At 63.9% G+C, this 26,113-nt stretch carries 25 protein-coding genes; 16 read left to right on the plus strand and 9 right to left on the minus strand.

Annotated features, from left to right (window positions below; translation table 11 throughout):
• Both VKT51_10870 and VKT51_10875 read left to right on the plus strand, forming a co-directional pair.
• The coding region (locus VKT51_10870; protein HLJ84665.1) for an NAD-binding protein at positions 1–631 on the plus strand (631 nt) is incomplete at its 5' end.
• A 49-nt stretch (positions 632–680) separates the two neighbouring features.
• Positions 681–1,127 (plus strand): hypothetical protein, encoded by a 447-nt coding sequence (locus tag VKT51_10875; protein HLJ84666.1) that lies wholly within the window; start codon positions 681–683, stop codon positions 1,125–1,127.
• A 71-nt stretch (positions 1,128–1,198) separates the two neighbouring features.
• Here VKT51_10875 and VKT51_10880 read toward each other — a convergent pair whose 3' ends face one another.
• Positions 1,199–1,999, minus strand: a complete 801-nt coding sequence (locus VKT51_10880) for an alpha/beta hydrolase (GenBank protein ID HLJ84667.1) — start codon at positions 1,997–1,999, stop codon at positions 1,199–1,201.
• Positions 2,000–2,060: 61 nt separating this feature from the next.
• Here VKT51_10880 and egtD point away from each other — a divergent pair, with 61 nt between their 5' ends.
• The 3 genes from egtD to VKT51_10895 all read left to right on the plus strand — a co-directional run bounded on the left by egtD (position 2,061) and on the right by VKT51_10895 (position 3,900).
• Positions 2,061–2,993 (plus strand): L-histidine N(alpha)-methyltransferase, encoded by a 933-nt coding sequence (gene egtD / locus VKT51_10885; protein ID HLJ84668.1) that lies wholly within the window; start codon positions 2,061–2,063, stop codon positions 2,991–2,993.
• A gap of 107 nt (positions 2,994–3,100) precedes the next feature.
• Positions 3,101–3,598 carry an SRPBCC family protein gene (locus tag VKT51_10890; protein ID HLJ84669.1) on the plus strand — a complete coding sequence of 166 codons (498 nt, stop codon included), beginning with the start codon at positions 3,101–3,103 and terminating at the stop codon, positions 3,596–3,598.
• Positions 3,595–3,900 (plus strand): metalloregulator ArsR/SmtB family transcription factor, encoded by a 306-nt coding sequence (locus tag VKT51_10895; GenBank protein ID HLJ84670.1) that lies wholly within the window; start codon positions 3,595–3,597, stop codon positions 3,898–3,900. The genes VKT51_10890 and VKT51_10895 overlap by 4 nt, the downstream gene beginning before the upstream one ends.
• A 33-nt stretch (positions 3,901–3,933) precedes the next feature.
• On the opposite strand, the gene VKT51_10900 is transcribed toward VKT51_10895, so the two are convergent.
• From VKT51_10900 to VKT51_10920, 5 genes are read right to left on the minus strand one after another with little or no spacing between them, the layout of a single operon-like run.
• A complete protein-coding gene (locus VKT51_10900) occupies positions 3,934–4,548 on the minus strand; it encodes an ABC transporter permease (GenBank protein ID HLJ84671.1) in 615 nt (204 codons plus the stop codon).
• Between the two features lie 4 nt (positions 4,549–4,552).
• Entirely contained in the window at positions 4,553–5,527 is a 975-nt protein-coding gene (locus tag VKT51_10905) for an ABC transporter ATP-binding protein (protein HLJ84672.1), read from the minus strand.
• Positions 5,524–6,447, minus strand: coding sequence for a glycine betaine ABC transporter substrate-binding protein (locus VKT51_10910; GenBank protein ID HLJ84673.1), 924 nt, complete (start codon positions 6,445–6,447; stop codon positions 5,524–5,526). Before VKT51_10910 ends, VKT51_10905 begins: the two co-directional genes overlap by 4 nt.
• Positions 6,444–7,079 carry an ABC transporter permease gene (locus VKT51_10915; protein HLJ84674.1) on the minus strand — a complete coding sequence of 212 codons (636 nt, stop codon included), beginning with the start codon at positions 7,077–7,079 and terminating at the stop codon, positions 6,444–6,446. The genes VKT51_10910 and VKT51_10915 overlap by 4 nt, the downstream gene beginning before the upstream one ends.
• A 50-nt stretch (positions 7,080–7,129) precedes the next feature.
• Complete coding sequence (locus VKT51_10920; protein HLJ84675.1) at positions 7,130–7,552, minus strand: PilZ domain-containing protein; 423 nt, start codon at positions 7,550–7,552, stop codon at positions 7,130–7,132.
• A gap of 294 nt (positions 7,553–7,846) precedes the next feature.
• Between VKT51_10920 and VKT51_10925 the strand changes: the two genes are divergently transcribed.
• Complete coding sequence (locus tag VKT51_10925) at positions 7,847–9,808, plus strand: ATP-binding protein (GenBank protein HLJ84676.1); 1,962 nt, start codon at positions 7,847–7,849, stop codon at positions 9,806–9,808.
• A 31-nt stretch (positions 9,809–9,839) separates the two neighbouring features.
• A complete protein-coding gene (locus VKT51_10930; GenBank protein ID HLJ84677.1) occupies positions 9,840–10,541 on the plus strand; it encodes a peptidase E in 702 nt (233 codons plus the stop codon).
• Between the two features lie 80 nt (positions 10,542–10,621).
• Here the strand turns inward: VKT51_10930 and VKT51_10935 are convergent, their stop codons facing one another.
• Complete coding sequence (locus tag VKT51_10935) at positions 10,622–12,541, minus strand: bifunctional diguanylate cyclase/phosphodiesterase (protein ID HLJ84678.1); 1,920 nt, start codon at positions 12,539–12,541, stop codon at positions 10,622–10,624.
• Between the two features lie 217 nt (positions 12,542–12,758).
• On the opposite strand from VKT51_10935, the gene fdhF reads away from it, so the two are divergent.
• Genes fdhF through VKT51_10950 form a run of 3 tightly spaced genes read left to right on the plus strand, consistent with a single transcriptional unit; the run spans position 12,759 to position 17,331 of the window.
• The gene (gene fdhF / locus VKT51_10940; protein ID HLJ84679.1) at positions 12,759–14,669 is read left to right on the plus strand and encodes a formate dehydrogenase subunit alpha; all 1,911 of its coding nucleotides are present in this window, start codon (positions 12,759–12,761) and stop codon (positions 14,667–14,669) included.
• Positions 14,670–14,671: 2 nt separating this feature from the next.
• Positions 14,672–16,486, plus strand: coding sequence for an NADH-ubiquinone oxidoreductase-F iron-sulfur binding region domain-containing protein (locus tag VKT51_10945; protein HLJ84680.1), 1,815 nt, complete (start codon positions 14,672–14,674; stop codon positions 16,484–16,486).
• Positions 16,483–17,331 (plus strand): 2Fe-2S iron-sulfur cluster-binding protein, encoded by an 849-nt coding sequence (locus VKT51_10950; protein HLJ84681.1) that lies wholly within the window; start codon positions 16,483–16,485, stop codon positions 17,329–17,331. The genes VKT51_10945 and VKT51_10950 overlap by 4 nt, the downstream gene beginning before the upstream one ends.
• A 112-nt stretch (positions 17,332–17,443) precedes the next feature.
• Here the strand turns inward: VKT51_10950 and VKT51_10955 are convergent, their stop codons facing one another.
• Together VKT51_10955 and VKT51_10960 are read right to left on the minus strand one after the other, a co-directional pair.
• The gene (locus VKT51_10955) at positions 17,444–17,689 is read right to left on the minus strand and encodes a ferredoxin family protein (protein HLJ84682.1); all 246 of its coding nucleotides are present in this window, start codon (positions 17,687–17,689) and stop codon (positions 17,444–17,446) included.
• A gap of 80 nt (positions 17,690–17,769) precedes the next feature.
• Positions 17,770–18,591 carry a CPBP family intramembrane glutamic endopeptidase gene (locus VKT51_10960; GenBank protein HLJ84683.1) on the minus strand — a complete coding sequence of 274 codons (822 nt, stop codon included), beginning with the start codon at positions 18,589–18,591 and terminating at the stop codon, positions 17,770–17,772.
• Between VKT51_10960 and VKT51_10965 the strand changes: the two genes are divergently transcribed.
• From VKT51_10965 to coaE, 6 genes are all read left to right on the plus strand, one after another.
• Positions 18,571–19,263 carry a DUF2064 domain-containing protein gene (locus VKT51_10965; GenBank protein ID HLJ84684.1) on the plus strand — a complete coding sequence of 231 codons (693 nt, stop codon included), beginning with the start codon at positions 18,571–18,573 and terminating at the stop codon, positions 19,261–19,263. The genes VKT51_10960 and VKT51_10965 overlap by 21 nt on opposite strands.
• Positions 19,260–20,453, plus strand: a complete 1,194-nt coding sequence (locus VKT51_10970) for an MFS transporter (GenBank protein ID HLJ84685.1) — start codon at positions 19,260–19,262, stop codon at positions 20,451–20,453. The genes VKT51_10965 and VKT51_10970 overlap by 4 nt, the downstream gene beginning before the upstream one ends.
• A gap of 47 nt (positions 20,454–20,500) precedes the next feature.
• On the plus strand, positions 20,501–23,161 hold the full coding sequence (gene polA / locus VKT51_10975; protein ID HLJ84686.1) for a DNA polymerase I: 2,661 nt from the start codon (positions 20,501–20,503) through the stop codon (positions 23,159–23,161).
• A gap of 7 nt (positions 23,162–23,168) precedes the next feature.
• On the plus strand, positions 23,169–23,975 hold the full coding sequence (mutM, locus tag VKT51_10980; GenBank protein ID HLJ84687.1) for a bifunctional DNA-formamidopyrimidine glycosylase/DNA-(apurinic or apyrimidinic site) lyase: 807 nt from the start codon (positions 23,169–23,171) through the stop codon (positions 23,973–23,975).
• Positions 23,976–24,078: 103 nt separating this feature from the next.
• The gene (locus tag VKT51_10985; protein HLJ84688.1) at positions 24,079–25,263 is read left to right on the plus strand and encodes a S1 RNA-binding domain-containing protein; all 1,185 of its coding nucleotides are present in this window, start codon (positions 24,079–24,081) and stop codon (positions 25,261–25,263) included.
• Between the two features lie 187 nt (positions 25,264–25,450).
• A complete protein-coding gene (coaE, locus tag VKT51_10990) occupies positions 25,451–26,035 on the plus strand; it encodes a dephospho-CoA kinase (protein ID HLJ84689.1) in 585 nt (194 codons plus the stop codon).
• Positions 26,036–26,113: the final 78 nt, after the last annotated feature.

Consider the following 26,113-nt stretch of genomic DNA (forward strand, 5'->3'; position numbering starts at 1 on the left):
CGGCAAGATCTTCGTCAACTGCGCGACGGTCTCGCCGGAGATCCACGTCGAGGTGGAACGGCTGGCCAAAGCGGCGGGTGCGCAATCACTGGAAGCGTGCATGGCGAGTTCGATCTCGCAAGCGCGCGCGGGCACGCTTTATCTCATGTGCGGCGGCGAGCAGTCTGCTTTCGAGCGCGTCAAGCCAATGCTCGAGAAGATGAGCTCGTCTCTGCGCTACGTCGGCAAAGCCGGTGAAGCCGCTAAAGTCAAAGCGCTCGTCAACATGGTCATGAACATCAACACTGCGGGTCTAGCCGAAGGATTGGGTTTGGGTGAGTCCCTCGGCCTGGATCTGACCATGCTGCGCGAGATCTTCGCGCAGACCGGTGCCAACTCACGCGTCCTCGAGACCGACGGCGAGGACATGCAGAACCACGACCATGCGTGCTATTTCTCGGCGGCGCACGCGGCAAAAGATTCCGGCATCGCGCTCGACCTCGCACACGAGGCCGGACTGTCGCTGCCGCTCGCCGAGGCCACGAAGCGACAATTCGACGCGATGCGCGCGGCAGGACTTGGCGAGCTCGACAAGTCCGGCATCGCCGAACTCACCTTCGCATCGCGCCGCTCAGCCGCTGTGAAAACGTAACCCGTTTCTTACTGCACTCCCGCTCGACCACTGGAGGTCACGATAACCCATGGCAACCGCAACTTCCACGAAGTATATCCCGATCATCAGCTCTTCGACGATGGGTCCACTCGGCGTGGCGCATCTGCCTCGTTTGTGGACAAAACTCACGCTCGGCAATGCCGGCCTCCTACCCGAGGGTCACGATTATTGCGGTCAAGGATTTGACCAGATGACGATATCGGCTCTCGGTCTCGATCGCGGCAAAGTGATCGAATACGTCAAAGCGAGCAAACCCACGTACGTTCAGTTCGAGTCTTGGATCAAAGAAAACGGCAAGACCGATGCTGAAACGATCAAGAAGCACAATGCTGCCGTGCTCGGCTACAACCACGGGGACGATACATGCAAGCGTATCCGCGAGACGATCGGCCTTGATAACGCCAACGTCAAAGACGCGGTGACGCTGAACATCCTCGAAGACCTGAACGACCTGCACCAGCACGCGACCGCCTAGGGAAACCCACAAGTGAGGGCAAGCGATGCTTGCCCTTCTACGATTGACGGGGGCGAGCGATGCTCGCCCTACTACGGCTCGGCTCTATTGAGCAGTCGTTCGATATCTGCGGTGAAACGGTCGAACGCCGTGCGATGAAGGTTGTGTCCCTGATCGGGATACTGCCGGATGAACACATTCGCGCCGCCGCGGGCTTTCAACTCACGGAGATCGTCCGGCGACATGACAGAGTCCGCCGGTCCGGCCGCGAAAACCACAAGCGGCTTCGGGTACGCTTCGGTCTGCGCGAGGATATTCCAACCGCCTTCTTCCACTCGATTGTCGGACGCAAGTCGCGCGATCGGTTCGGCCGTCATCTGCCGCACCGCGTGCATCTTGCCTTCAATATCGATCGGCGGCCAGTCGGCCAGCCGTTTCCGTAGATCCTTTGCAAGCTCGTCAAAGGGCAGAGCGAAGTCGCGTTCGGCATCGTCGAGGTATTCCGACTGCCAGGTGCCAGGCATGACGCGCAAGACGGGATCAACGGCGATCACCGCTCCGGCTCTCGATGCAGGGCCGGCAAGAATGACGATCGCTCCGCCCCATGAGTGGCCGACGAGCGCAGCGATATCTCCGTCGACGTGAGCCGCGACGGCGTCGAGATCGCGAACACCCCGTTCGAGTGTCATCGGGCTTGTGAAGGCGGCGGAGTCGCCATGGCCGCGCTGGTCGTACGCGAAGACCCTGTAGGTTCCGGTGAAATGCTCTCCGAGTCGAGCCCACGCCTTGCGCGAACTCGTCATGCCGTGCACGCACAGCAGCGCAGGCCCGCGCGTCCCCCACGATTCCAGCGTGGTGTACGCACCGTCGTCCGACGTGATGCGCTTCTCCATGCCGAGCGCGGTTCGAGTGCCGCGCGCAGGGACCTCCGCACGACCCGGGCAACTTGCGCCGGTGACTTTCGCCCAGGACGTCAGAGCCGGCCTGACCGCGTCGCCGAAAACGCTTCCTTCAAAATATTTCTACGACGAACTTGGTTCGGCGCTTTTCGAGGCGATCTGCCTTTTGCCCGAATATTATCTGACGCGGGCCGAGGACGAGATCCTCAGACGGCACGCCGGCGAAATCGTGAAATCGGTCGGCGGACCGTTCGAGATCGTAGAACTCGGAAGCGGCAGCGCGTTGAAGACGCGCCACATCATCGCAGCCACGCTTGCAGATCAACCGTCGCTGACGTATCGGCCTATAGACATCTCGACATCCGCACTCGAAGCGAGCGCAGAAGCGCTCAGCCGAGAATTCACTTCGGTGCGCGTTGACGGCATCGCAGCTGATTACTTCGAGGGCTTGAAGCGGATCTCACGTCACGGCGGGGCGCGGCGTCTCGCGCTCTTCCTGGGCTCGAACGTGGGCAACTTCGAACCGCATGTGGCGGTCGAAGTGCTGCGCGCGCTGCGCAGAGTGCTTGCACCCGGCGACGCGCTCTTGCTTGGCGCCGACCTCCGAAAGGACCCCGCGGTTCTCGAAGCGGCGTACGACGATCCGCTCGGGTTGACTGCCGCGTTCAATCTCAACCTTCTCGCTCGGATCGATAGAGAGTTGGGCGGTGAGTTCGACCTCGACCTCTTCGACCATCTGGCGCGCTACGATGAGCCTCACGGAAGAATGGAGATGCACCTCGTCAGCCGGTGCGCCCAGACCGTTCGCGTTAGCGCACTGGAGTTAGAAGTGAAGTTCGCGGAGGGCGAGGCCATTCACACGGAATCTTCGTACAAGTACGATGAACCGACGCTGCGATCGCTTGGTTCCGGCGGCGGATTCGAGCTCGTCCAAACCTGGACCGACACCGGCAAACGCTTCAGCAGCAATCTCTTCCGCGCCGTCTAATTGTGGGGCGGACCTTCATGGTCCGCCGGGCGTCCCATAACGTGCAACCAAAAGGTTGCGCTTTGATGTGAGGCGTGATACACTCATGTGCAACCAGGAGGTTGCACATGGAATCGTCCACGGATAGAATCGAGAAGCATATCTTGCTGCGCGCGCCGCAGGAGCGAGTCTGGAGCGCCATCAGCGATTCGGCGCAGTTCGGCAGTTGGTTCGGTATGGAGCTGAACGGACCGTTTGCGGCTGGCGCGCACGTGACCGGAAAGATCAAGCCGACCACTGTTGATGCTGAAGTGGCGAAGATGCAAGAGAAATACGCCGGGACACCGGTCTCCCTTTTCGTGGAGCGCTTCGAGCCCATGCGGACCTTGTCGTTCCGCTGGCACCCGTTCGCACTCGATCCGGCCGTCGATTATTCCAAAGAACCTATGACCACGGTGACGTTCACGCTCGAGCAGGCTGAAGGCGGCACGATGCTTACCGTTATTGAGTCGGGGTTCGATGCGATACCGGTCAAGCGCCGGGCAGACGCATTCGAGGCCAACGAAGAGGGTTGGAGCTTGATCCTGCAGCTTGTCGATAAGTACGTACGGCTGCACCAGTCGTGAGCGTCGCCGCGATCCTTGCGGCGCTCGGCGATGAATCGCGTCTGCAGATCATCGCAAAGCTCTGCCGAGGTGGACCGCTCTCCGTTACCAACCTCGCGGGAGGCGCAGACATTTCGCGCCAAGCGGTGACGAAACACATGCAGGCACTTCACGAAGCGGGGCTCGTACGAAGCGAGCGGCGCGGCAGGGAGCGCATTTGGCAACTGGAGCCTAAGCGACTCGAAGAAGTCCGTCGCTACCTGGCAAAAATATCAGATCAGTGGGATCACGCGCTCATTCGGCTCAAATCGTTCGTGGAATGAGTGCCAGTGGAGGGGTCGACGCAGTCCGCTGTTTTACCCGATGCGGAGGCGGCGTTCAGTCAGCCGCAGCAGGCCGTCCACGACGAGCGCGAGCGCCACGCACGCGAGCGTTCCCGCGACGGCCTTCGGCAAATTGCTCTGGTCGATGCCGGCGAGGATCAGTGTCCCTAGACCGCCGGCATCAACGAGCGCGGCGATCGAGGCGATGAAGATCACGGCAACTGCCGCCACCCGCAGACCGCCCACGATCACCGGCAGCGCAAGCGGCAGCTCGATGCGCCAGAGCACTTGCGCGCCGTTCATACCGATGCCGCGCGCGGACTCCACCACTGCCGGATCCACGCCGACGATGCCGGCGACGACGCTGTTGGTGACGATGACGATCGCGTAGACGGCCAGCCCCGTGACCGCCGGCGCAAAACCGAGACCTAACGATGGCACGAGCAGCGCGAACAGCGCAAGGCTTGGCACCGCGTAGACCGCTCCCAAGAGCGCGAGTGCCGTGGGCCGGATGGCGCGCGTGCGCGCGACCAGGATGCCGAACGGAAGCGCCACGATCAGAGCGATCGCGAGCGCGCTTCCCGCGAGCTCGACATGCTCCAACAACGCGGCGATAACAACGTCCGGATGCGAGAACAGATACGACATCGGCTTAGGCCGTGCCCGCGCCGGGGCGAGCGGCGCGCAGAATGCCGGCAACGGTGACGACACCGCGCACGTCGCCGTCGTCGCGGACGAGCAATCGTGACGCGCCGTCCAACAAGAGCGAAAGCGCATCGCCGAGTGATGCATGCGATCCCACGAACGGTCCGTCCGCCGCGCCGCCTTCGCCCGCTGACTCCAACGCGGCGCTGACGGGGATCGCGCGCAATCGCCGCACGACGTCGCCCGCGCCGATCAAGTCCGAGACGAACGGCGTCGCCGGGCGCGCGAGCATGGCAAGAGGCGCCGCGCTCTGTTCGATGCGCCCGTCACGCATGACGATCAGCACGTCGGCGAGCCGGAAGGCTTCGTCAACGTCGTGCGTCACGAAGAGCACCGTGCGAGCGCGTTTTGCGTGCAGCGCGGCGACTTCGTCTTGCAGATGCGCGCGTTCGATCGCGTCGACCGCGCCGAACGGCTCGTCCATCAAGAGAATCGGTGGATCGGCCGCAAGCGCCCGTGCCAGACCGACGCGCTGCTGCTGGCCGCCCGAGAGCGCGCGGGGCCGCAGCCTTCGGTACTCAGCCGCCGGCAGATGGACGAGTTCAAGCAGTTCGTCGACTCGCCGCCCGATCTGCGCTTCATCCTGGCCCATGAGTCTGGGCACGGTCGCTATATTCTCCGCAACGGTCATGTGCGGAAAAAGACCGACATTCTGGATGACGTAGCCCATACCGCGACGCAGGCGCACGGGGTCGATCGTTGCGGTGTCCACGCTGCCCACATAGATCTTACCGGATGACGGTTCGATCAAGCGGTTGACGGTTTTGAGGAGCGTCGTCTTTCCGCAGCCCGACGGACCGAGGATCACGGCGAATGTGCCGCCCGGTATATCGAGCGTCACGCCTCTCACCGCCGGGCGCTGCGCGCGGCCGAACGTCTTGACGACGTCGTCGAACCGTATCGCCGGAGGGGATGTGCTCAACGCGACGGCGAGAGGACGACGCGCATGTAGAAATCGCGCGCGACATCGGCGGGGTCTTCGCCGTTGCCGTCCACGCGCCAGTTCATGCGGCGCATCGCCGGATCGGTCAGCAGCGGCGCGAGCGGGTCGAGCGCGGGCGCGATGTTGGGAAACCGCTTCAGCGCGTCGAGCCGCACGACCGGCGCGACTTGATACGGCGGAAAGAACTTCCGGTCGTCGTCGAGCACGATGAGCTTGTCGGCGTCGATCTCCCCGTCCGTCGCAAAGGCCAGCGCCACGTCGACCTGACCGGCGAGCAGCGCCTTGTATTTCAATCCGAGTGCTGTGACCTTGACGTCGGCGAAATGGAAACCGCCGTACGCGCGCTGCAGTCCTGGCAGCCCGTCGGGCCGCTGCAAGAATTCGACGCCCGCCCCCAGGCGCAAATGCGGCGCAAGGCGCGCGCACTGCGAGAGCGTGCGTAAACCCGTCTTCTGCGCGAACGCCGCCGCGACCGCAAGCGCCTGCGAGTCGTTCATGCGCGCCGGCGCGAGCCACGTCATGCCATACTGCGCCTCATACGCGGCCTTCACCGCATTGAAGACTTTCGCCGGATCGCTCATCGGCGCGCGTTTGAGCTGCACGACGAGCCCGGTACCCGTATATTCCGGGTAGAGATCGATGTCGCCGCGCTGCAGCGCTTCCATAGCGATCGGGGTTGCGCCGAGATTCAGATGACGTTCAACCCGGTAACCCGCGTGCTCGAGCGCGATCGAGTAGAGCTCACCGAGCACAAGTTCCTCAGTGAAATTTTTCGAGCCGACTTTGACCGACGCTGGGCGGCTCGCGCACGAACCAGCGAAGAGCGCCATACCCGCAATCGCAGACAGCGCAGAACCTCGCGACATGACGTGGGCGGACGAGTCGTTCTTTCGCATCATGACCTCGCGACCGCGAGGCGTTCGCCCGCGGAAAAAGCCGCCGCCGCCGCGACCGCAAGCAATGCAGCTAAGAGCGATCCGACGAGCAATTCAGCGGGTTGCTCGAGTTCGAGCCCGGCCATGATGATATCGCCGAGCCCGCCGGCGCCGATGAGCGTCGCAAGCGTCGCCGACGCGACGACCTCGATCGATGCGAGACGCAGGCCTGCAAAAACGACCGGAAGCGCGAGCGGCGTCTGCACGCGCCACACGATCTGCGCATCCGACATGCCCATCCCGCGCGCGGCTTCGATCGCGTAGGGATCGACACCGCGATATGCGATGTCTGTGTTGACGAGGATGGGCGGACACGCGAGCACGATCAGCGCCGTCAACGCGCTCGCGAAGCCGAGTCCGAGCCAAGGCAGCACGAAGGCAAGCAGCGCGAGACTCGGGATGACGCGCACCGCATTGACGCCTGTGATCACCGCGCGTCCCCACGGCCTGCGCGATGCCGCAACGCCAAGCGGAAGACAGATGGCGGAGGCCGCGGCGATAGCGGCTGCGCTCAGCGCAACGTGCTGGCGCAAAGCGACAGCGATGTCCGCACGGTGCGCAAACGCGAAATCAAGCGACTGGGAGACGAGATGCACGACGCGGCCGTTCTGCGGCGCGATGGAGGCTGCCTGGTTTGGTGAGAGGGTTAGGCGGGCTCGGCCCCGTGCGAGAACGGCTGCACGCCGTACGCGCGTCCGTGCCGCTCCTGCGCGACGTAGTTGGCGATCTTCATCCGCACTTCCGGACGCAGATCCATGAAACGCAATCCGCAGCGCGTCTGATAACTGCTCTGTTGCTTCAAGACGTAGACGACTTTTGCGGCTTGCTCAAAACGCAGCGTCGGTGAAAGATTGACATTGAGCACGACGCCATCGCCCACATGGAAGACGGTCGAAGTGCGAATGCATGCTCCGGTCGAGGAGAGATCTTCCAGCAGCGCCGGCTGATCGGTCGATGTCGATCCAAGCCGCATGCGCACCGGATGGCTGATCATAAGCCGAACGGCCTGGCGCGGGGTGCCGTGCTGTCCGCCGCGGCGGCCGCTGAAGACTTGGCGGAGAGAATCCATGAGCGACATATTTCGTCAATCCGTTGACTGCGCGACTCCGGTACCAGTGCGACTCTGCAACACTGCTCCGTGTGACGTGCATCATAGATTTGGGTCCATTGGAGTGCCAATCCTATAGGGCTGGCGGGGCAGAGTTGTTCCCTCCACGTCCCTACGTTGCCGATACCCTATACAATGAGCGCGCTTCGGCGGGCGGGGATTGAGCGTCCGCCCGCTCATTCTGAACGTCTTCGGGCGTCCCGCAATTCAGGTACGGCCGACTTAGCCGAGTCTCTGACATCGCTCTTCTCGCTCGTGACGCACGCTCGCGACGAACGAGCCGTCTTATTCGTGCCCCAGTCTGCGCGCGAACCGGAGTTACGCATCGCTGCGCAAGACGGAAACGTCGTGGTCGGCTACGACGCTCTCTCCGCTGATGAGGAACACGCACTCGCGTGTTGCGTCGCCGGCATTCCATCGCCTATGGCAGGCGGATCGATACAGCCCGTGCTCGTTGATGATGTCTGCGTCGCCGCCGTCGGCATCTCGCGCGCGTCAGCGACGGACCGAGACGATGTCGCGTTTGCCTCTCGCTCTCGGCGCGCCGCCGACCAAGTCGCCGCACTGCTGGAATTACAGCGCGCGCGCACGCGCAAAGATGGCGAGACGGCGATCAACCGCTTCAACATCCAGCTGAAAGGCGTCAACGACGTCAGCGCCGCGCTCCACGGCGCCGCGGACCTCAGCGCGGTGCTTCACGACACGCTTGTCTCGACGCTTTCGATATTGGATGCTGACGGCGCGGTGCTGTGGCGCTTCGATCCGCAACGCGGCGCGCTCAGCGCCGTGACGAGCGCGGGGATCGCACCGGCGGACATGACCGCCGCAGAACGCACGATCGGCGATGCCGCCGATAGCGCGCTTCGGCGATCGCTTGCGCGAGCGGAAATCGTCATCGTCGACGACATCAAGGCGAGCGATCTCGCTCCGGGCGTGAAACGCATCGCGGCGCAACTCGAATTGAATCAAGTAGTCGCACTGCCGCTGATGGACCGCGGACGCGTCGTGGGTGCGTTGGAACTCGTCTCGCGCGTCGCGCGTCGTTTCTCGCCCACCGATCTCGAGACGATGCGACTGGTCCAGGGGCAGCTCGCGCTTGCGTTCGGACGCGCGAAGATGTTCGACGAGATCCGCGATCAAAAGTCGACGCTCGAGCAAGTGCTTGCGGGCACAGCGGACGGCGTCTACGTCACGGCGGCTGACGGCTCACTCCTCCTCTGGAATGTCGCGGCCGCTCGCATCGCAGGGGTGCCGGAAGACGAAGCGATGGCGCAGGGCTACAGCGTGGTCAGCGGCGTCGACCGGCGCGGGCGCTCGCTCGAAGAGCTCGATCGCGCGGCCTTCGATGCAGCGTCGGCCGACAGCGCGTCGCGGCAGACGGTCCAAAATTACGAGGTCTACTTCGGCAAGACGTCACGCTGGGTCGCGGTTTCCGCGTCGCCGCTTCGCAACGCCGCGGGCGCGGTGACGGCGATGGTCCACGCGTTCCGCGACATCACGGCCGCGCGCGAAGTCGAACAGTTGAAGGCCGACTTCATCAGCACCGTAAGCCACGAACTGCGCACGCCGCTCACCTCGATCAAGGGCGCAACGGCGCTGCTCTTCGAGCAAGTGCCGGCGGATGCGAGCGGTGCGCTCGAACTGCTGCAGATGGTCCGCAACAATTCGGAGCGCCTTCTGCGGCTCATCAACGATCTCTTGGATGCGTCGAAGATCGAAGCCGGCAAGCTGACGATCCGCAAGCAGCCGTGCGACGCGACGCGCTTGCTCGAACGAGCCATAGCGGGCGTCGCCGGGTATGCCGAAGAGTACGGCGTGGCGGTGACGGCGGAATTCGCGCGCGGCTTGGCGCCGGTGGTGGTCGATCCCGACCGCGTCGAGCAGATCATGTCGAACTTGATCTCAAACGCCGTGAAGTATTCCCACCGCGGCGATGCGGTCATGGTGCGCGTGCGCTCCGATGGCCCGTTCCTGCGCGTCGATGTCATCGATACCGGCGTCGGAATACCCGCATCCGCTCTGCCCCGGCTCTTCGAGAAATTTTCGCAGGTCGATCGCGGCGGGCGCAATCGCCCGGGGACCGGTCTTGGCCTCGTCATCTCCAAGGGTTTGATCGAAGCGCACGGCGGCAGCATCTCGGTGTCGAGCACCGAAGGCGAAGGCACCACGTTTACGTTCACGCTGCCGTTCGCGAAACGGGGCGCAGACCGCGCATGAGCGCGGCCTCTCTCTATAGTATCCGTCAGCCGTGAAGAAGCGTCAGATCATCGCTATGGGCGGGGGCGGTTTCTCGTCGATGCCGGACGATCGCCGCCTCGACCGCTACGTGCTCGAGTCCACCGGACTGCCGCGGCCGAAGATCTGCTTCATCCCGACCGCAAGCGGTGACGCGCTGACCTACATCGAGCGCTTCTACAACACGTTTGGCGCGCTTGCGTGCGCGCCGACGCATCTCTCGCTCTTCGATCCGCCGCGCGCGGATCTGCGTTCGTTCATTTTCGAACACGATGCGGTGTACGTGGGCGGCGGCAACACAAAGAACATGCTCGCGCTCTGGCGCGAATGGTCGCTCGACCGGTTTCTGCGCGAAGCGTATGATTCTGGAATTGTGCTCTCGGGATTAAGCGCCGGTTCGATCTGCTGGTTCGATTCTGGCGTTACCGATTCTGTGCCCGGACCGCTCACGCCGCTTCAGTGTCTCGGCTTTCTGAGCGGAAGCAATTGTCCGCACTACGACGCCGAGCCCGAGCGCCGGCCGGCGTTTCACCGTCTTGTCTCTGAACGCGCGCTCCCCGCCGGCATCGCGACCGACGACGGCGTGGCGCTTCACTTTGTCGATGGGGTCTTGCAAACGATCGTCAGCGCGACGCCGACGGGTGCGGCGTATCGCGTTGAACCTTCGTCAAACGGCGCTGTTGAAACCCCGCTCGCCGTCCAACGCCTCCCGTAACCAATGTAGGGCGGGCCTTCATGGCCCGCCGGCGTACCGTTGTAGGGCGGGCCTTCATGGCCCGCCGGTGGACCATCAATTTAACCGGCGGTGGGGCGGCCGAGGGTTGTGATGTTGCCGGCGTTTCCGACGACGAATCTGCCGTCCAATACGAACGAGTCGTGCGCCGTACCGCGGCCGATGCGCTTATAGCGCTGCGCGCGGCCGGCTAGGCCTGCGTACGACGGCGCGGTGACATTGTTTGCGGTGATGCCGACCAGCGCCAAGGTCACTTCAGTCGGACCCGCAAGCGGATCTTCTCCGATGATCGCGAGATCCCGCGACACGTGAAGCGCAGCGATCTTCCGGTTGAAGTCTTCGAGGACGTGCCGGCCGATCTGCTCGATGCGGTCTTCGGCGCATAACGCGACGAAATTCACGCCGCCGATGTGACCGACGAACCCGTTCGCCGCATCGCTGTCGCGTGCCGCGCTGACCAGACAGTCGGCGAGCGCGCGGATGACTTCGTCGCCGCGGCCGTAGCCGTGGCGGTCGTTGTACGTGCGGAAATGGTTGATATCCACGTGGAGAAGCGCGAACGGCCGGCCGGACGCGGCGCGCCGTTCGATCTCGGCTTGGACGAGCGCTCTGCCCGGCAATCCAGTCAGCGAATTCGTGTGGCGCGAAACCGAGGCTTGGAATTCCGTCATCGTGTGCAGCAGATCGCGCACTGAGACCACGCCCGCGTAGACGTCGTTCTCCAAGACGACGATCTCATCGTAGAGCTCGGTGCGCCGGCGGTGCACGACTTTGCGCGCGACGTCGTCGATCGAATCCTTCGCGTCAACCGAGAGATACGAGTCATCCATGACGAGCCGAACGGGGCGCTTGGAATAGATGGAATAACCGAACTGATGCGAGAGCCGTTCGTAGAGTTTTGTCCGGCTCACGAGACCGACGGGCGCGCCGAACTCCGTCAACACGACGCTGTCCAGATCCGGATGGCGGTCGAAGATCTCGAGCACTTCGCTCGTATACGCGCTCGGGGGAAGTGCCGGCGCGCGCCTCGTTATGGTTCCGATCGCCAGGCGTTTGGGCGCCGGCATCGTGCGGCTGGCGATCGCGCGCTCGCGGATATACGCTGCGATCTCCTGCTTTGGTTCGACGAATGCCGCGGCCGGGCGGGCAAGCAGATACCCTTGACCGTAGTCCACGCCGATCTCGATCAGCGAAGACAACTCCTCGACGGTTTCGATTCCCTCCGCCAGCACGCGCGCATCGATGCGCCGCGCGAACATGATGATGGCAGAGACGAGCGCGTTCTTTGCGCGATCGCGGTCGATGTCGCGCACGAGCGCCATATCGAGTTTGATGAAGTGTGGCCGCACTTCGGTGACGGCGCGCAAGCTGTTGTGACCAGCGCCTGCGTCATCGATCGCCACTTTGAAGCCTTGGCGATTGTAATGGAGCAGCGTGCGTTTGAAAAGATCGAAGTCGTTGATCGCTTCTTTTTCCGTGATCTCCAAAACGATGCGCTCGCGCGCGAGGCGATGCTGGTCCATGACGTCGCGCGACAAACCCGCGTTGCGTTCTTCGAGCACGCCGGGACTGATGTTCAAGAAGAGGTAGCATCCGGCGGGCAGACTCGATGCGCTCGCGATCGCTTTGAAACGGCAGATGCGTTCGAGCTGACGTGTGAGCTTGCGAGTGCGCGCTGCTTGGAAGAGCGAGTCTGCGCTCTCGAGGTGCGTGCCGATGGGACCGCGCGAGAGCGCTTCGTATCCGAAGACGGTGCCGTCGGTCAGCGAGACGATCGGTTGGAAGACGGTGCGGATGCGGTTTTCATTGAGGAGCGCTTCGAAATCGTCTTCGTGCTCGGACGCGCCGGCCGACGACGGAAGGCGTTCTTCGGCCTGACCGAGGGGAAGCGGACCGAGTTGTTCTTCGCGGTCGCGAGCGGCAGGCGGCAATGGAGAAGTGCTGCCCATCAGACGGAGCAGCCAGCCGAAGCGATTCTTCACTTCGTCGCGCACGTCGTAAAACTGAAACCCCGTCTCCCGCAACCGGTGGCCGGCGGACTCCTGTGTGCCCGCCCATATCCTCTAAAAGTATCGGCGGATTTTGAGGCGCGCCTTAATCGGCCTGCCGAGTCGGCGGGCGTCCGAACGCCTGGAATTGGAAGTGGGACAAGGCGCCGCGGGCGATGAACCTCGCCCGGCACGGAGGCACGATTCAAGCGTGAAACAAGGAGCCTATCGGCTCACGGACCCGCTGGTCCGTGACGGCGGCGCTCTGCGCGTGGCGACGTGGGATGAAGCCCTCGATCGAGCTGCTCGCGGCTTTTCGGACGTCCTGCGTAAGTCCGGGCCAAAGGCGTTCGGCATGTTCAGCTGCTCGAAGACGACCAACGAATTCAACTTCCTCGCGCAGAAGTTCGCGCGGGCGGTCGTCGGCAGCAACAACATCGACAGCTGCAACCGCACCTGACACGCCCCTAGCGTCGCCGGTCTGGCGGCGGTGTTCGGTGCCGGAGGCGGCACCAATTCGTACCAAGAGGTCGAGGAAACCGACTGTATTTTCCTTTGGGGTTCGAACGCGCGCGAGACACACCCGATCTTCTTCCACCGCGTGCTCTCGGCGGTGCGCCGCGGTGCGAAGCTTCTCGTTGTCGATCCGCGCAAGACGGTGAGCGCGCAGTGGGCGGACACCTGGCTTGGTATCAATGTCGGCTCGGATATCGCGCTAGCAAACGCGATGGCAAACGAGATCATCCGTCTCGGTTTGGAACATCGCGATTTCATCGCAAATGCGACGACCGGATTTGAAGCGTATCGCGCGAGCGTGCAAGCCTACACGCCGGAACGCGCCGAATCCATCACCGGTATTTCCGCCGAGGTCATCCGCAGTGCGGCACGCGACTACGCGACCGCAGACAAAGCGATCATCTGCTGGACGCTTGGCATCACCGAACACCACAACGGCACGGACAACGTCCTCGCCCTCATCAACCTCGCGCTGCTCACGGGGCATGTCGGCCGCTACGGCAGCGGATTGAATCCATTGCGCGGACAGAACAACGTGCAGGGCGGCGGCGACATGGGCGCGATTCCCGATCGCTTGCCCGGATTTCAAGCGCTGAGCGACGACGATGCTCGGACGAAATTCGACAAGGCGTGGGGCGTGAAGATCCCGTCTGAACGAGGCTGGCGCCTCAACGAGATGTTCGACGCCGCCGAACGCGGCGAGCTGCGGACGCTCTACATCGTCGGCGAAAATCCCGCCGTCTCCGAAGCGGACCGCCACCGCGCGGAATCCATCCTCACATCGCTCGATCATCTCGTGGTGCAGGATATCACCTTGACGCGGACCGCTGAATTGGCGCACGTCGTCTTTCCGGCGTCGACCGGCTGGTGCGAGTCGGAGGGGACGGTGACGAACAGCGAGCGGCGCGTGCAGCGCGTGCGCAAGGCGGTGGATCCGCCGGGCAACGCGCGAGACGATATCGACATCGTCTGTGCAGTGGCGCGCCGGCTTGGCCGCGATCTCGGTTCGCCCACCGCTGAAGAACTCTGGGATGAGCTGCGCACGTTGAGCCCGATGCACGCCGGCATGTCGTACGCGCGGCTGGAGGCGCTGGACGGTCTGCGCTGGCCGTGTTACGACGAGAACCATCCGGGCGAGCAATTCTTGCACGCGCGGCTGTGGGAAAAACCGGCTCGCGGCCCGCGCGCGCCGTTCAGCGTCGTCGAGCACGAGCCGCCGTCGGACCCTGTCACGGACGAATATCCGTTGCTGCTGACCACCGGTCGCCGGCTGGACTCGTTCAATAGCGGCGTGCAAACCGGTCAGTATTCGTCGCCGCTGCGGCGCGGCGAATCGCTGGACCTCTGCCCGGAAGATGCGCGGCGCTACGGCGTCCGTGACGGCGAGCGCATTCGGGTCAGCTCGCGCCGCGGTTCCGTGGAAGTACCGGTGCGCATCGACGATACCGTGCGGCCAGGACTTGCGTTCATGACGTTTCACTTCGATACGCAGACCAACATGCTCACGATCGAGGCGAATGATCCGAAATCCGGCACCGCCGAGTTCAAGGCGACCGCGGTGAAGATAGATAAGCTCGCGACCGGCGCAGCGACCGCCGGGGAGTAAGCGTGGATCTCCATCATCTCACGGACGAGCCGACCGACGATGAGCGGGCCGCTGTCGACGCGCTGCTCGGTCCGCACCTTGAGAATGGCGTTAGCGGCCGCGAGGCGCGAAGTCGCCGCCATCTGCTCTTGCCGGCGCTGCACGCCGCCGCAGATCGCGTAGGTTGGGTGAGCCGCGGCGCGCTCGGCTACATCTGCCGGCGTTTGACCGTGCCGCCGGCTGAAGCGTTCGGCGTCGTCAGTTTCTACGATCTGCTCTCCACCGATCAGTTGCCGCCGCTTACCGTGCGCATTTGCGACGACGTCGCGTGCATGGCAGCGGGTTGCGACGCATTGATTCGCGACGTCGAGAAACGCTTTGGTCCCGAAGGTGCGGTGAATAGCGGTGCCGCGTGGCTGCGCAGCCCGTGTCTCGGACTCTGCGAACAAGCGCCGGCGGCGCTGTTCACGGCCGCGGGTTTGCAACCGCACATAAGGGCATTGGCTCCCGCCACGCTTTCTTCCATTGAAACAGTGCTTGCCAATCCCGCCGCAGTAGTTCCCGATAGACCGTGCACGTTGCCGCAAGACGGCGAACCGCAGCTGCGTCTGTTGCGCCGGATCGGGCACGGCGATCCGCTTGATCTCGCTGCGTATCGCGGCGCCGGCGGCTACAGCGCGCTGGCCCGCGCGTTCGATCTCGGACCGGACGGCGTCATCCGCGAAATCCTCGCATCGAAACTGATCGGGCGAGGCGGCGCCGCGTTTCCGGCCGGACGGAAGTGGGAAGCCGTCGCGCGCGAGCCCGAGCGCCCGCACTACGTCGTCTGCAATGCCGACGAATCAGAGCCGGGCACGTTCAAAGATCGCGTCTTGATGGAAGAAGATCCGTTCGCGATCATCGAGGCGATGACGATCGCCGCGTTCGCGATCGGCAGCGAACAAGGTTACATCTACATACGGGGCGAGTATGGACGCGCGCTCGAACGGATCGCAGCCGCGATCGCAGCTGCCCGCGACGGCGGTCTGCTCGGCGCGGATGTGATGAACCGCGGTCTGCGTTTTGACGTCGAAGTACGGCGCGGCGCGGGCGCATATATCTGCGGCGAAGAGACGGCGCTCTTCAATTCTATCGAAGGCTTTCGCGGCGAGCCGCGCAACAAGCCGCCGTTCCCGGTGCGCAAGGGATTGTTCGGCAAGCCGACCGTGATCAACAACGTCGAGACATTGGTCAACGTGCTCGACATCGTGACCGGCGGCGGCGCGGCATATGCGGCGATCGGCACGCCCGACGCGGCGGGAACAAAGCTGTTCTGCGTCTCGGGCCATGTCGCGCGCCCCGGATTGTACGAGGTCACGTTCGGCACGACGTTGCGCGCGCTCATCGATCGAGCGGGTGGCGTGCGAGGCGGCGGCACGCTCCAAGCGGTGTTGGTCGGCGGCGCGGCCGGCGCATTCGTGCTGCCCGATGAGTTAGACGCGCCGCTCACGTTCGCCGGCATGCGCGAAGTGAAAGCTACGCTCGGCTCTGGAGTCGTCATCGTCTTCGATGAAACAGTCGATCTTGCGGCCATCGTGCGGCGCATCGCGAGATTCTTCCGCCACGAATCGTGCGGACAGTGCGTGCCGTGCCGCATCGGCACCGTTCGTCAGGAAGAATCGCTCGATCGGCTCGCGCTCGCAAGCGGCACAAGCGTGGACGACGAAATGCGTCTGCTGCGCGAGATCGGCCAAGTGATGCGCGACGCGTCCATTTGCGGCCTCGGCCAGACCGCATCGAGCGCGGTCGAATCGGCGCTTGCAAAAATCCCGGTCTTCGGTGCGTGGAGACGGGCGTGAGCGTTTCGGCCGATACCGGCGTGAGCGTCTCGCTCGAGATCGACGGCGTCGCTACCACGGCGCCGGCAGGCGCCACGATTCTCGACGTCTGCCGCACCGCCGGTGTCGAAACTCCGACGCTCTGCTACTTGGAGACGCTCACGCCGGTCAATGTCTGCCGCGTGTGCGTCGTGGAGCTCGAAGGCGCACGCACCCTCGTGCCCGCGTGCTCCAGAGTGGTCGAAGACGGCATGAAGATCCGCACCGACAGCGATCGCGTGCGCGCGAGCCGGCGGATGGTGCTGGAATTCTTGGCGTCGTCGGTGGACGTGTCGCTGGCGGACGACATGCAGCGCCAGATGGAGCGCTACGGTGCAAAGGCGGAGCGATTCGGGGCTGCTGCGCGCGCAGTGAAGCAGCCGGTCAAAGTGGACAACGAGCTCTACGTCCGCGACTATTCGAAATGCATCCTCTGTTATAAATGCGTCGAAGCCTGCGGCACAGACGCTCAGAACACGTTCGCGATCGCGACGGCCGGTCGCGGGTTCGACGCGCACATCTCAACGGAGTTCGACGTCGGTTTGCCCGATTCGGCGTGCGTCTACTGCGGGAATTGCATCGGCGTCTGCCCCACCGGCGCGTTGATGTTCGTGAGCGAACACGAGATGCGCGAAGCGGGGACGTGGGACGAAGCGCGTCAGACGAAGACCGACACGATCTGCGGCTACTGCGGCGTCGGCTGCACGCTCACGGTCCACGCACAAGATGGCGAGATCGTCAAGGTTTCCTCGCCCGCGGACCACGACGTGACGCACGGTCACTTGTGCATCAAGGGCCGCTTCGGTTGGAAATTCGTCCGCAAATGATGTAGGGCGGACCTTTATGGTCCGCCTCACCAAATTTGTTCTACGCATTCTAAAAAAACGTAGAGGGGCAAGCGTTGCTTGCCCCTCTACGGAAATGGCGACGAACGACCAGTTATTTCTTCTCGAAGTACTCCGCGTTGATCTTCGTATAATCCGTCCACTGCTCCGGCACTTCGCTCTCGGCGTAGATCGCTGTGACCGGGCACGCGGCGACGCATGCGCCGCAGTCGATGCACGTCGTCGGATCGATGAAGAGCATCTTATCCTCGTCGCCGCCGTGGATGCAGTCGACAGGGCAGACGTCAACGCACGATTTGTCTTTGACGGTGATGCAGGGCTCGCAGATGACGTAGGTCACGTGGAACTGGCCTCCTTCGAGAGTCAGGACATCTTCGAGCGCCCCGATAGTGGGCCCTACCGCTCACTCCGACACGTGTCTCAAGCCGTGTCGGGCGCGCTCGCATCTATGGCTCGGATGCGGCGCGAATACAAGAGTCCCGCGACGATATCCTGACCGACGTGCCCGATCATGCATGGCACGACCGACCCGGTGGCGAGGAAGACGGTCGCATAGAGCGCGCCGGTGATAGCCGTGCCGATCACGCCGATGCGGCCTTGATAGATGTGCGCAAAACCGAACGCAACGCTTGAGAGGACGAAACCCGCGGGCAGGCTGCCGGTGATCGCTGCCACTTGGGTCAGCGCGTAGCCGCGATAGAGGAACTCTTCGCAGATCCCGGCGGTCAGCGCGACCGGCACGAACCAGACCCAATCCGACGCATCCACCGGAATCACGCGCCGCACCCGCTGCAGATATTCCGGCGAGATGCTCGTGCGTCCGAAGTTGGCGAGCGCGAAGAGCGCCGGCACCGCGAATCCGAACGCGTATTGCCACGGCTCGTGGGGCGCGCGGACGCCGACGTCTGCAACACCCATACCGTACAGTCGTAAGGCATAGAGCGCGAGCGCGGTGATCGCCCAGATCACGACGAGCGAACGCGCGTAGCGGGCGTGTTTGACGCGGCGTTCCTCCGCGCGGTCGGGATCATCGAATCGCGAGCGCCAATACGCGACAATAGGAACAGCGACAAGCAACACAGCGATCATCGCGAAGAGCGCAAGCGTCGCAGGCCGCGATGAAAACCCAAGCGAAATAAAATGCATCCGCGCCCCAACTGCCACGCATTCACCAGGCGGACCTTTCGCAAGCGCCGCCGCCCGCTCGAGGTTCGTTCGTACGTGACCATCGGAAAACGGCAAGCGGTGCTCGCGATCGTCGCAGAGCATCCGGATCGGCGCACGCCTTCCGCACTGCAAACGGAGATCGGTCGCGCGGCCGATGCTCGGTTCGCGCGCGCCGTCATCGGCGATCTTGCGGAGCGATTCGGCCGGCCCGAAGCCGCCTGTTCGTTGCTCTGGTGCGTGCCGGCCGATGCGGCCTCCGATTTTACCACCTTGACATCCGGCGCGGGCGACGTCGCGGACATCGCGGGCGGCACCATTGGTGCGCGCTGGGATCATGCCGCGCGCGCCGCATTCGCGCGCGGGTTCACCCACGTCGCGGTGATGGGACTCGACGCGCCGCACGTGCCGGCCGACGTCGTCTACGGCGCGCTTGGTCAGGTCGACCAGTACGGACTGGCGTTCGGCGCCGGAGATCGCGATACGATCTACGTGGCTGCGGTGAACAAGCCGACGCCGATCTTCGTAGACGTCGCCTTCGAAGGCGATCACGCTGCGACCGACCTCGTCGTCGCCGCGGCACAGCGTGGCCTCTCCTGCGCGCCGCTCGTCGGGAATTTTTCGGTTCGAACGGCAGACGATCTGCGCAGGCTGGCGGAGTATCTCGATCGCCACGTTCGCGTGGCCGCGCCGCGCACGAGGGCCGTCGTCGCAGAATTGATCGCGAACCGGGCGGACGCGAAGACGTGAAACGTAGGGCGCTCTCGCTGCTCAGTTTCGGACATCTCACGGTGGACGTCACCGCCGGTGCGCTCACGGCGATGCTGCCCTATCTGCAGTCGGAGTTCGCGCTCTCGTACGTGCTGCTCGCCACAATCTCCACGACGTATCAGGTCACGTCGTCGATCGCGCAGCCGATCTTCGGCATCGTCTCCGACCGCGGCGCGAAACGCTATCTCGTGCCGATGGGGGTCTTGCTTGCCGCGGGCGGATTTGCGATGCTCGGCAAGGCGCCCACCTACGGTCTCGTGCTCGCCGCGGTTGCGCTCACCGGCATCGGCTCCGCGATCTTCCATCCGGAAGCGACGAAATCGGCGCGCTTTGTCTCGGGAACGGCACGCGCTACCGGGATGTCGTATTTTTCGATCGGCGGCAATATCGGCGTGGCGCTCGGTCCGCTCGTCGTGACGGCGATCGTCGCATGGGCGGGCACCGGGGGCACGTGGATCTACATCGTGCCGGGAGTCGTGGCCACAGGCCTTGTGCTGCTCGCCGGTCCGGCGATCGGACGCGCTGAGTCAGCGCACGCCGCGGCGGCGCCGCCTGGCAGAATACGATCCGATAGGCGGCCGATGGCGTTGCTCATCGCGGTCGTCGCGCTGCGTTCGATGATCTACAGCGGCGTACTCGTCTTCGTTCCACTGTATGCTGTGCACGTGCTGCATCGGCCGACATCGTTCACCGGACCGCTGCTCTTCGCGATCTTGGCTTCGGGCGCGCTCAGCACGATCGTCGGCGGCGCCATCGCGGATCGCGTGGGCAACAAGCGCACGATGCTGACAAGCCTCGCCTTCGTGCCGCTGCTGCTCGCGACGTACATCATTTCGCCGGGCGCGATGGGCGTCACCGCGTTAGCGCTGGCCGGCGCCTGCATCATCTCGACCACGTCGATCAGCGTCGTCATGGCCCAAGACTTCATGCCCGGGCGCCTCGCGCTCGCTGCTTCGCTCGTCATCGGCTTCACGTCCGGGCTCGGCGGCCTTGGCGTCGCGCTGCTCGGCGGGCTCGCCGACCTCGCGGGGTTGCGCATCGTCCTTTGGGTGCTTGTCGGTATCGCGGTCGCCGGCACCGTTTTGACGGCGTTCTTACCGGCCGGCGCCGCACGGCGCGCGAGCGATCTGCAAGCCGCTCCGCTGCCGGAACCGGCACGCCTGCGCTGATGAGCGCCCGCCCGCGTTCCTCGGATCCGCCTTCCGAACGCAAGCTGATGCTGCTCGATGTTTACGCGCTCGTCTATCGCGCGTTCTTCGCGCTGCCGCCGCTGACGCGCTCTGACGGGACCGCCGTGAACGCGGTCTACGGTTTTGAGCGCATGCTCAATCTTGTGCTGACCAAAGAGAAGCCGACCCACGTCGGGGCGTGCTTCGATGCCGGCATCCCTCCCGAGCGTTTGGAATTGATGCCGACGTATAAGGCGAACCGCCCGGACATGCCTAACGAGCTCCGCTCGCAATTCCCGCTTGTCCGCCGCGTGCTCGACGGCTACGGCGTGAAGGTGGTCGAGATCGAAGGCGAAGAAGCCGACGACTGCATCGCCACCATCGCCGATCACGCGTCCAAGGACAGCTTTCAGTCGGTCATCGTCTCCGGCGACATGGATCTGCTCCAACTCGTGGACGAGCACTGTACGGTGCTGACGCCGAAGCGCGGCGTGAGCGATCTGGTCCGCTACGACGAAGCGGCCGTATTCGAACGCTATGGGCTACGCCCGGCGCAGCTCGCCGACTATCGCGGGCTCAAAGGTGATCCGTCCGACAATCTCTCCGGCGTGCCCGGCATCGGCGAAAAAACGGCCGCCAAGCTGATCGCGCAGTTCGGCACGCTCGACGAGCTTCTCGCGCACACGAGCGAAGTAAAGCCGGATCGCATCGGGCGCCTGCTCGCCGAAAACGCCGACCTCGCGCGGCGCTGTCGCGACGTCTCGTTAGCCAAGCGCACGCTCGACATCGAAGTCGGTTGGCAGAATTTCGAGTATGCGCCGCCCGAGCGTGAGCGCCTCATCGAGCTCTATCGCGAAATGGAATTTCGCACGCTGCTCGGCCGAACGGAATCGCTCGATGCCGCGCCGGCTCAATCCGCAGCCGGACCGGCGCGCATCGCTGCCGGACCGGCCTGGCGCACCACGCTCACGGCATCGCCCGATGAGGCGCGCAGCCATATCGCGCGCGCGGCGCTCGAGCCCGAGATCGCGATCGCTCTCGTGGGCGATGGCGGCGAACCCGACGGCATCGCGATCGCATTACCGAGTTCGAAAGAAGCGTTCATCGTGCCGGCGAGCGTGCTGAAAGCAGACGCTCCCACGCGCGCCGCGCTTGCCGATATCTTGCAGTCACCGCTGCCCGCAATCGTCGCGCTCGACGTCAAGCGGCTGTGGCGTTGGGCGGCGGATGCCGGTTTCACCTTGAACGGACTCGTATTCGACGCGAGTCTCGCATACGGTCTGCTCGACGCGGATCGTATCGGCGTGAGCTTACCTGACATCGCCGCCGCGTACGGCGTCTCCGGCGCCGCACCGGCCGCGGCGCAGAACGCTTCGTTAGAACTGTTCGGATCGGGGGAAACGGTTACCGCGGCGCAAGCGTCGGAAGCGGCCGCGATCGCCCAAGTCGCGGTGCCGCTGCGCGAGGACCTCACGAACGCCGGCATGATGCGTCTGTTCACGGAAGTCGAGATGCCGCTCGCGCCGGTCCTCGGCGCGATGGAGCGCGCCGGTTTCAGGCTCGACCTCGTGGAGCTCGATCGCATTCGGACGAAGCTCGACGCGGTCATCGACGAAACGACCGCTTCGATCCATCAGCTCGCCGGCGAATCGTTCAACATCAACTCGACAAAAGTGCTCGGCGCCATTCTCTTCGACAAGCTCGGGATAGGCGGCGGCGCGAAAAAGAAAACCGGCTGGGGAACCGGCATCGAAGTGCTCGGTCCGCTCGCTGCAGAACACGAGATCGTCCGCCGCGTGCTCGACTATCGCGAAGCGACGAAACTAAAATCCACCTACGTCGACGCGCTGCCGCTGCAGATCGATAGCGGCGGATTGCTGCATACGACGTTCGGCCAGCTCGGCGCCGCCACCGGCAGGCTGTCGAGCAACAATCCGAATCTGCAGAACATCCCCGTTCGCAGCGAGATCGGTCGCGGCATCCGGCGCGCGTTTACCGCGCCGACACGCGGCCGTATATTGCTGGCCGCGGACTATTCGCAGATCGAGCTTCGCCTCTTCGCGCATCTCGCAGACGATGCGACGCTTCTCGCCGCGTTTGCGAGCGGCGAGGACATCCATGCCTACACCGCGCGCATCGTGTTCGACGTGCCCGAAGGCGAGCCCGTACCGGCCGAGCTGCGGCGGCGCGCGAAAGCGGTGAACTTCGGCGTCCTGTACGGGATGGGTTCATTCGGCCTCGCGCAGGCGGTCGGCATCTCGCGCGGCGAGGCGCGGGAGTTCATCTCATCGTACTTCGCCCGTTTCCCCATGGTGAAGGACTACATCGCACATGCGATCAGTCAGGCGCGCGTGGACGGCTACGTCTCCACGATCATCGGGCGGCGCCGCTACTTGCCCGGTCTCAAGGCCGCCAACCCGATGCTGCGCGCGACGGCAGAACGCATCGCCACGAACGCGCCGTTGCAAGGCAGCGCCGCCGACCTCATCAAGCTCGCGATGCTGCGGATCGCGCGCGCGATCGAAAGCGCTGCGTTGCCCGCCCAACTCTTGCTCCAGGTGCACGACGAATTGATCTTCGAAGTCGAACCCGCTGCGTTGCCGCAGCTCGAGAACGCGGTGCGCGATGCGATGGAACACGCGCTCAATCTGCGCGTGCCGCTCGTCGTCGATCTCAAGTCCGGCCCCACCTGGGGCGATATCGCGTAGACGTGTAGTGCCGGAACTTCCAGAAGTCGAAACGATCGCGCGCGGTCTGCATGCGCGCGTGCGCGGCAAACGCATCGCGACCATCGGCATCTCGTGGCAGCGCACCGTCGATGCGCGCAGCCTCCCGTTGTCCGCGCTCGCGGGCAAACAGATCAACGGCGTCACCCGCATCGGGAAGTTTGTCGCCATCGAACTGAGCGGCGGCTTCACGCTCGCGGTGCATTTGCGCATGACGGGCCGGTTGCTCGTGGGCTCGCCGAATGTGCAGGTTCACGCGCACGAGCGCGCGCGCATCACGTTTCGCGACGCGAGCGTTCTCACGTTTTCTGATGCGCGCAAATTCGGGCGCATGCGTCTGCTGCGCGGCGATGCCGCTGCGCAACTCGCTGTCGGCCGCGATCCGCTTGATCCGCAACTCACTTCCAACGATTTGAAAGAAATGATGGCGGGGCGGCGCACACCGGTAAAGGTCTGGTTGCTTGACCAGCGCAGACTATCTGGTATAGGAAACATCTATGCGAGTGAAGCGCTTTTTTTCGCGGGCATCAGGCCGCGCCGCGCGGCCGGCCGCCTCACATCTGCTGAATGCGCTGGCTTGCTCAAAAGTTTGCGTCTCGTGCTTCGACGCGCGATCCGATCGGGCGGCTCAAGTCTGAACGATTACGTTGATTCTGAAGGAAAGGAGGGCAGTTTTCAGAAGCAATTCTCCGTCTATGGGCGTTCCGGCTTGCATTGTCTGCAATGCCGGGGTCCGGTACGGCGCATCGTTCTGGCCCAACGGAGCACGTTCTACTGCTCCACTTGCCAGCGATAACATCGAGATTCGTCTTCTTGTGTGTGCCGCGCATCGATCCGCTCAAGGGCGATCGACCGAGTATGTGGTCGAAATTTAGCAAAGCATAGGTGAATTCCCCATAATGGCCGATACCGAAGTCATCGAACCAGCGCAAGCACCCGACGACGAGTTCGCTCTCGAGCAGCGGCTCTACGAAGAAAGCCTCAAGACCCTCGACGAAGGCCAAGTGCTCCAAGGTCTCATCGTCGCAAAATCCAACGACGAACTCCTCGTCGACATCGGTGGAAAATCCGAAGGCGTGGTGACGTCGCGCGAATTGTCATCCGGTCTGTCGATCTCCGATCTCAAAGTCGGCGACACGCTTGAAGTGCTCGTCCACCGCATCGACGGCGATGGCGATGGCACGATGTACCTTTCCGAAAAGCGCGCACGCGCGCTGAAGACGTGGGAGAAAGTCCTCGAGGCGCACGAGCGCAACGATGCGATCAACGCCACCGTCACGCAAGTGGTCAAGGGCGGCGTCCTCGTCGATCTCGGCATGCGCGGCTTCGTGCCCGCATCGCAGATCCGCCGGCATCCGGTCGGCAATCTCGATGAGTTGGTCGGCAAGGAATTGCGGCTCAAAGTCATCGACCTCGATCACAAGCGCCGCCGCGTCGTTCTTTCGCAGCGCGTCGTGCTCGAAGAAGAACTGAATCAGAAGAAGCAAGAATTGCTTTCCACCTTGCAAGCGGGCCAAATCCGCGAAGGCACGGTCGTTCGTCTGGCCGACTTCGGCGCATTCGTGGACTTAGGCGGCATCGATGGGCTGATCCACAACAGCGAACTGTCGTGGTCGCGCATCAAGCATCCGAGCGAAGTCGTGACCATCGGCGACAAAGTCATGGTCGAGGTCATGAAGTTCGATACCGAGGCCAAGAAAGTCAGCCTGTCGGTCAAACACTCGCTTGAAGACCCGTGGAAGACGGTGCCCGATCAACTCGTCGAAGGCACGGTCGTGCCGGCCGTCTTGATCAAAGCGACGCAGAACTACTTGCTGGTCGAAGTGTTGCCCGGCGTCACGGGCATGGTGCCGAAGTCCGAGTTCGATCCGGCTACCGCGCCGGCACAAGGCGAGACCGTGCAAGTGCGCTTGCTCTCCATCAATACGGGAACGCGGCGCATCACGGCAAGTCTTGTGAAAGCGGCCGAGGGCGCGGAGAACGCCACGCTGCCGGTGGCCGAACCCGAACAACCGGAAGCGCCGACCGGCATGACGATTGGCGACGCGCTCGCGCCGTCGACCGAACCCACACCCGAGCCGTAGCAGTTCCGAAGGGGCCGACGCTAGTCGGCCCAATTTCATGGCCGTTCCGAAGGGCCCGGCAGTTCCGAAGGGGCCGACGCTAGTCGGCCCAACCTCAATTTTCGAAAGGGCCCGACTTGATGTCGGCCCACCTTCGTCATCGTCGCCCGGGCAAGCATCGCTCGCCCGTCCACGGAACGTCTGCGCCATGGTCATCGGTCTAACGGGCGGCATCGGCGCCGGAAAGAGCACGGTTGCAAATCTCTTCCGGCGTGAAGGCGCGCTCGTGATCGACACGGACGTCATCGCCCGCCAAGTCGTGGCGCCGCCAAGCCCGGTTCTCGACGCCCTCGCCGCTGAGTTCGGACAGTCGATCATCCAGCAAGACGGCACCCTCGATCGTCGCGCGTTGGCTGCGATGGTTTTCGGCGACCCGAAGCGCATCGCGCGGCTCAATGCGATCACCCATCCGGCCATTCGCGAACGCACGCTGGAGTTGATCGAAGCCGAGCCGGCCGGCTCGACCATCATCGTCGTCGTGCCGTTGCTCTTCCAATCCGGATTCGACAAGCATTGCGATCAGACGATCAGCGTGATCGCTCCCGCAGAGGAGCGTCGCAGACGTCTGATGGCACGCGATGGCTCAACCGCGGCCGACGCGGATGCGCGGATCGCCGCGCAGCTTCCCGACGAGGAATACGAACGCCGCGCCGATCTCGTGATTCGCAACACCGGAGACCTGAACGAACTCAGCCGCGATGTCGCCGCGGTCTGGTCGTCAATACGAATGTAGGGCGGACCTTTATGGTCCGCCTGGCAAAAATCGCTTGCCCCACTTATTGGAACAGGACAAATCGTTAGGCGGACGATA

Source organism: Candidatus Eremiobacteraceae bacterium, from assembly GCA_035295225.1.
Lineage (GTDB): Bacteria > Vulcanimicrobiota > Vulcanimicrobiia > Eremiobacterales > Eremiobacteraceae > JABCYQ01.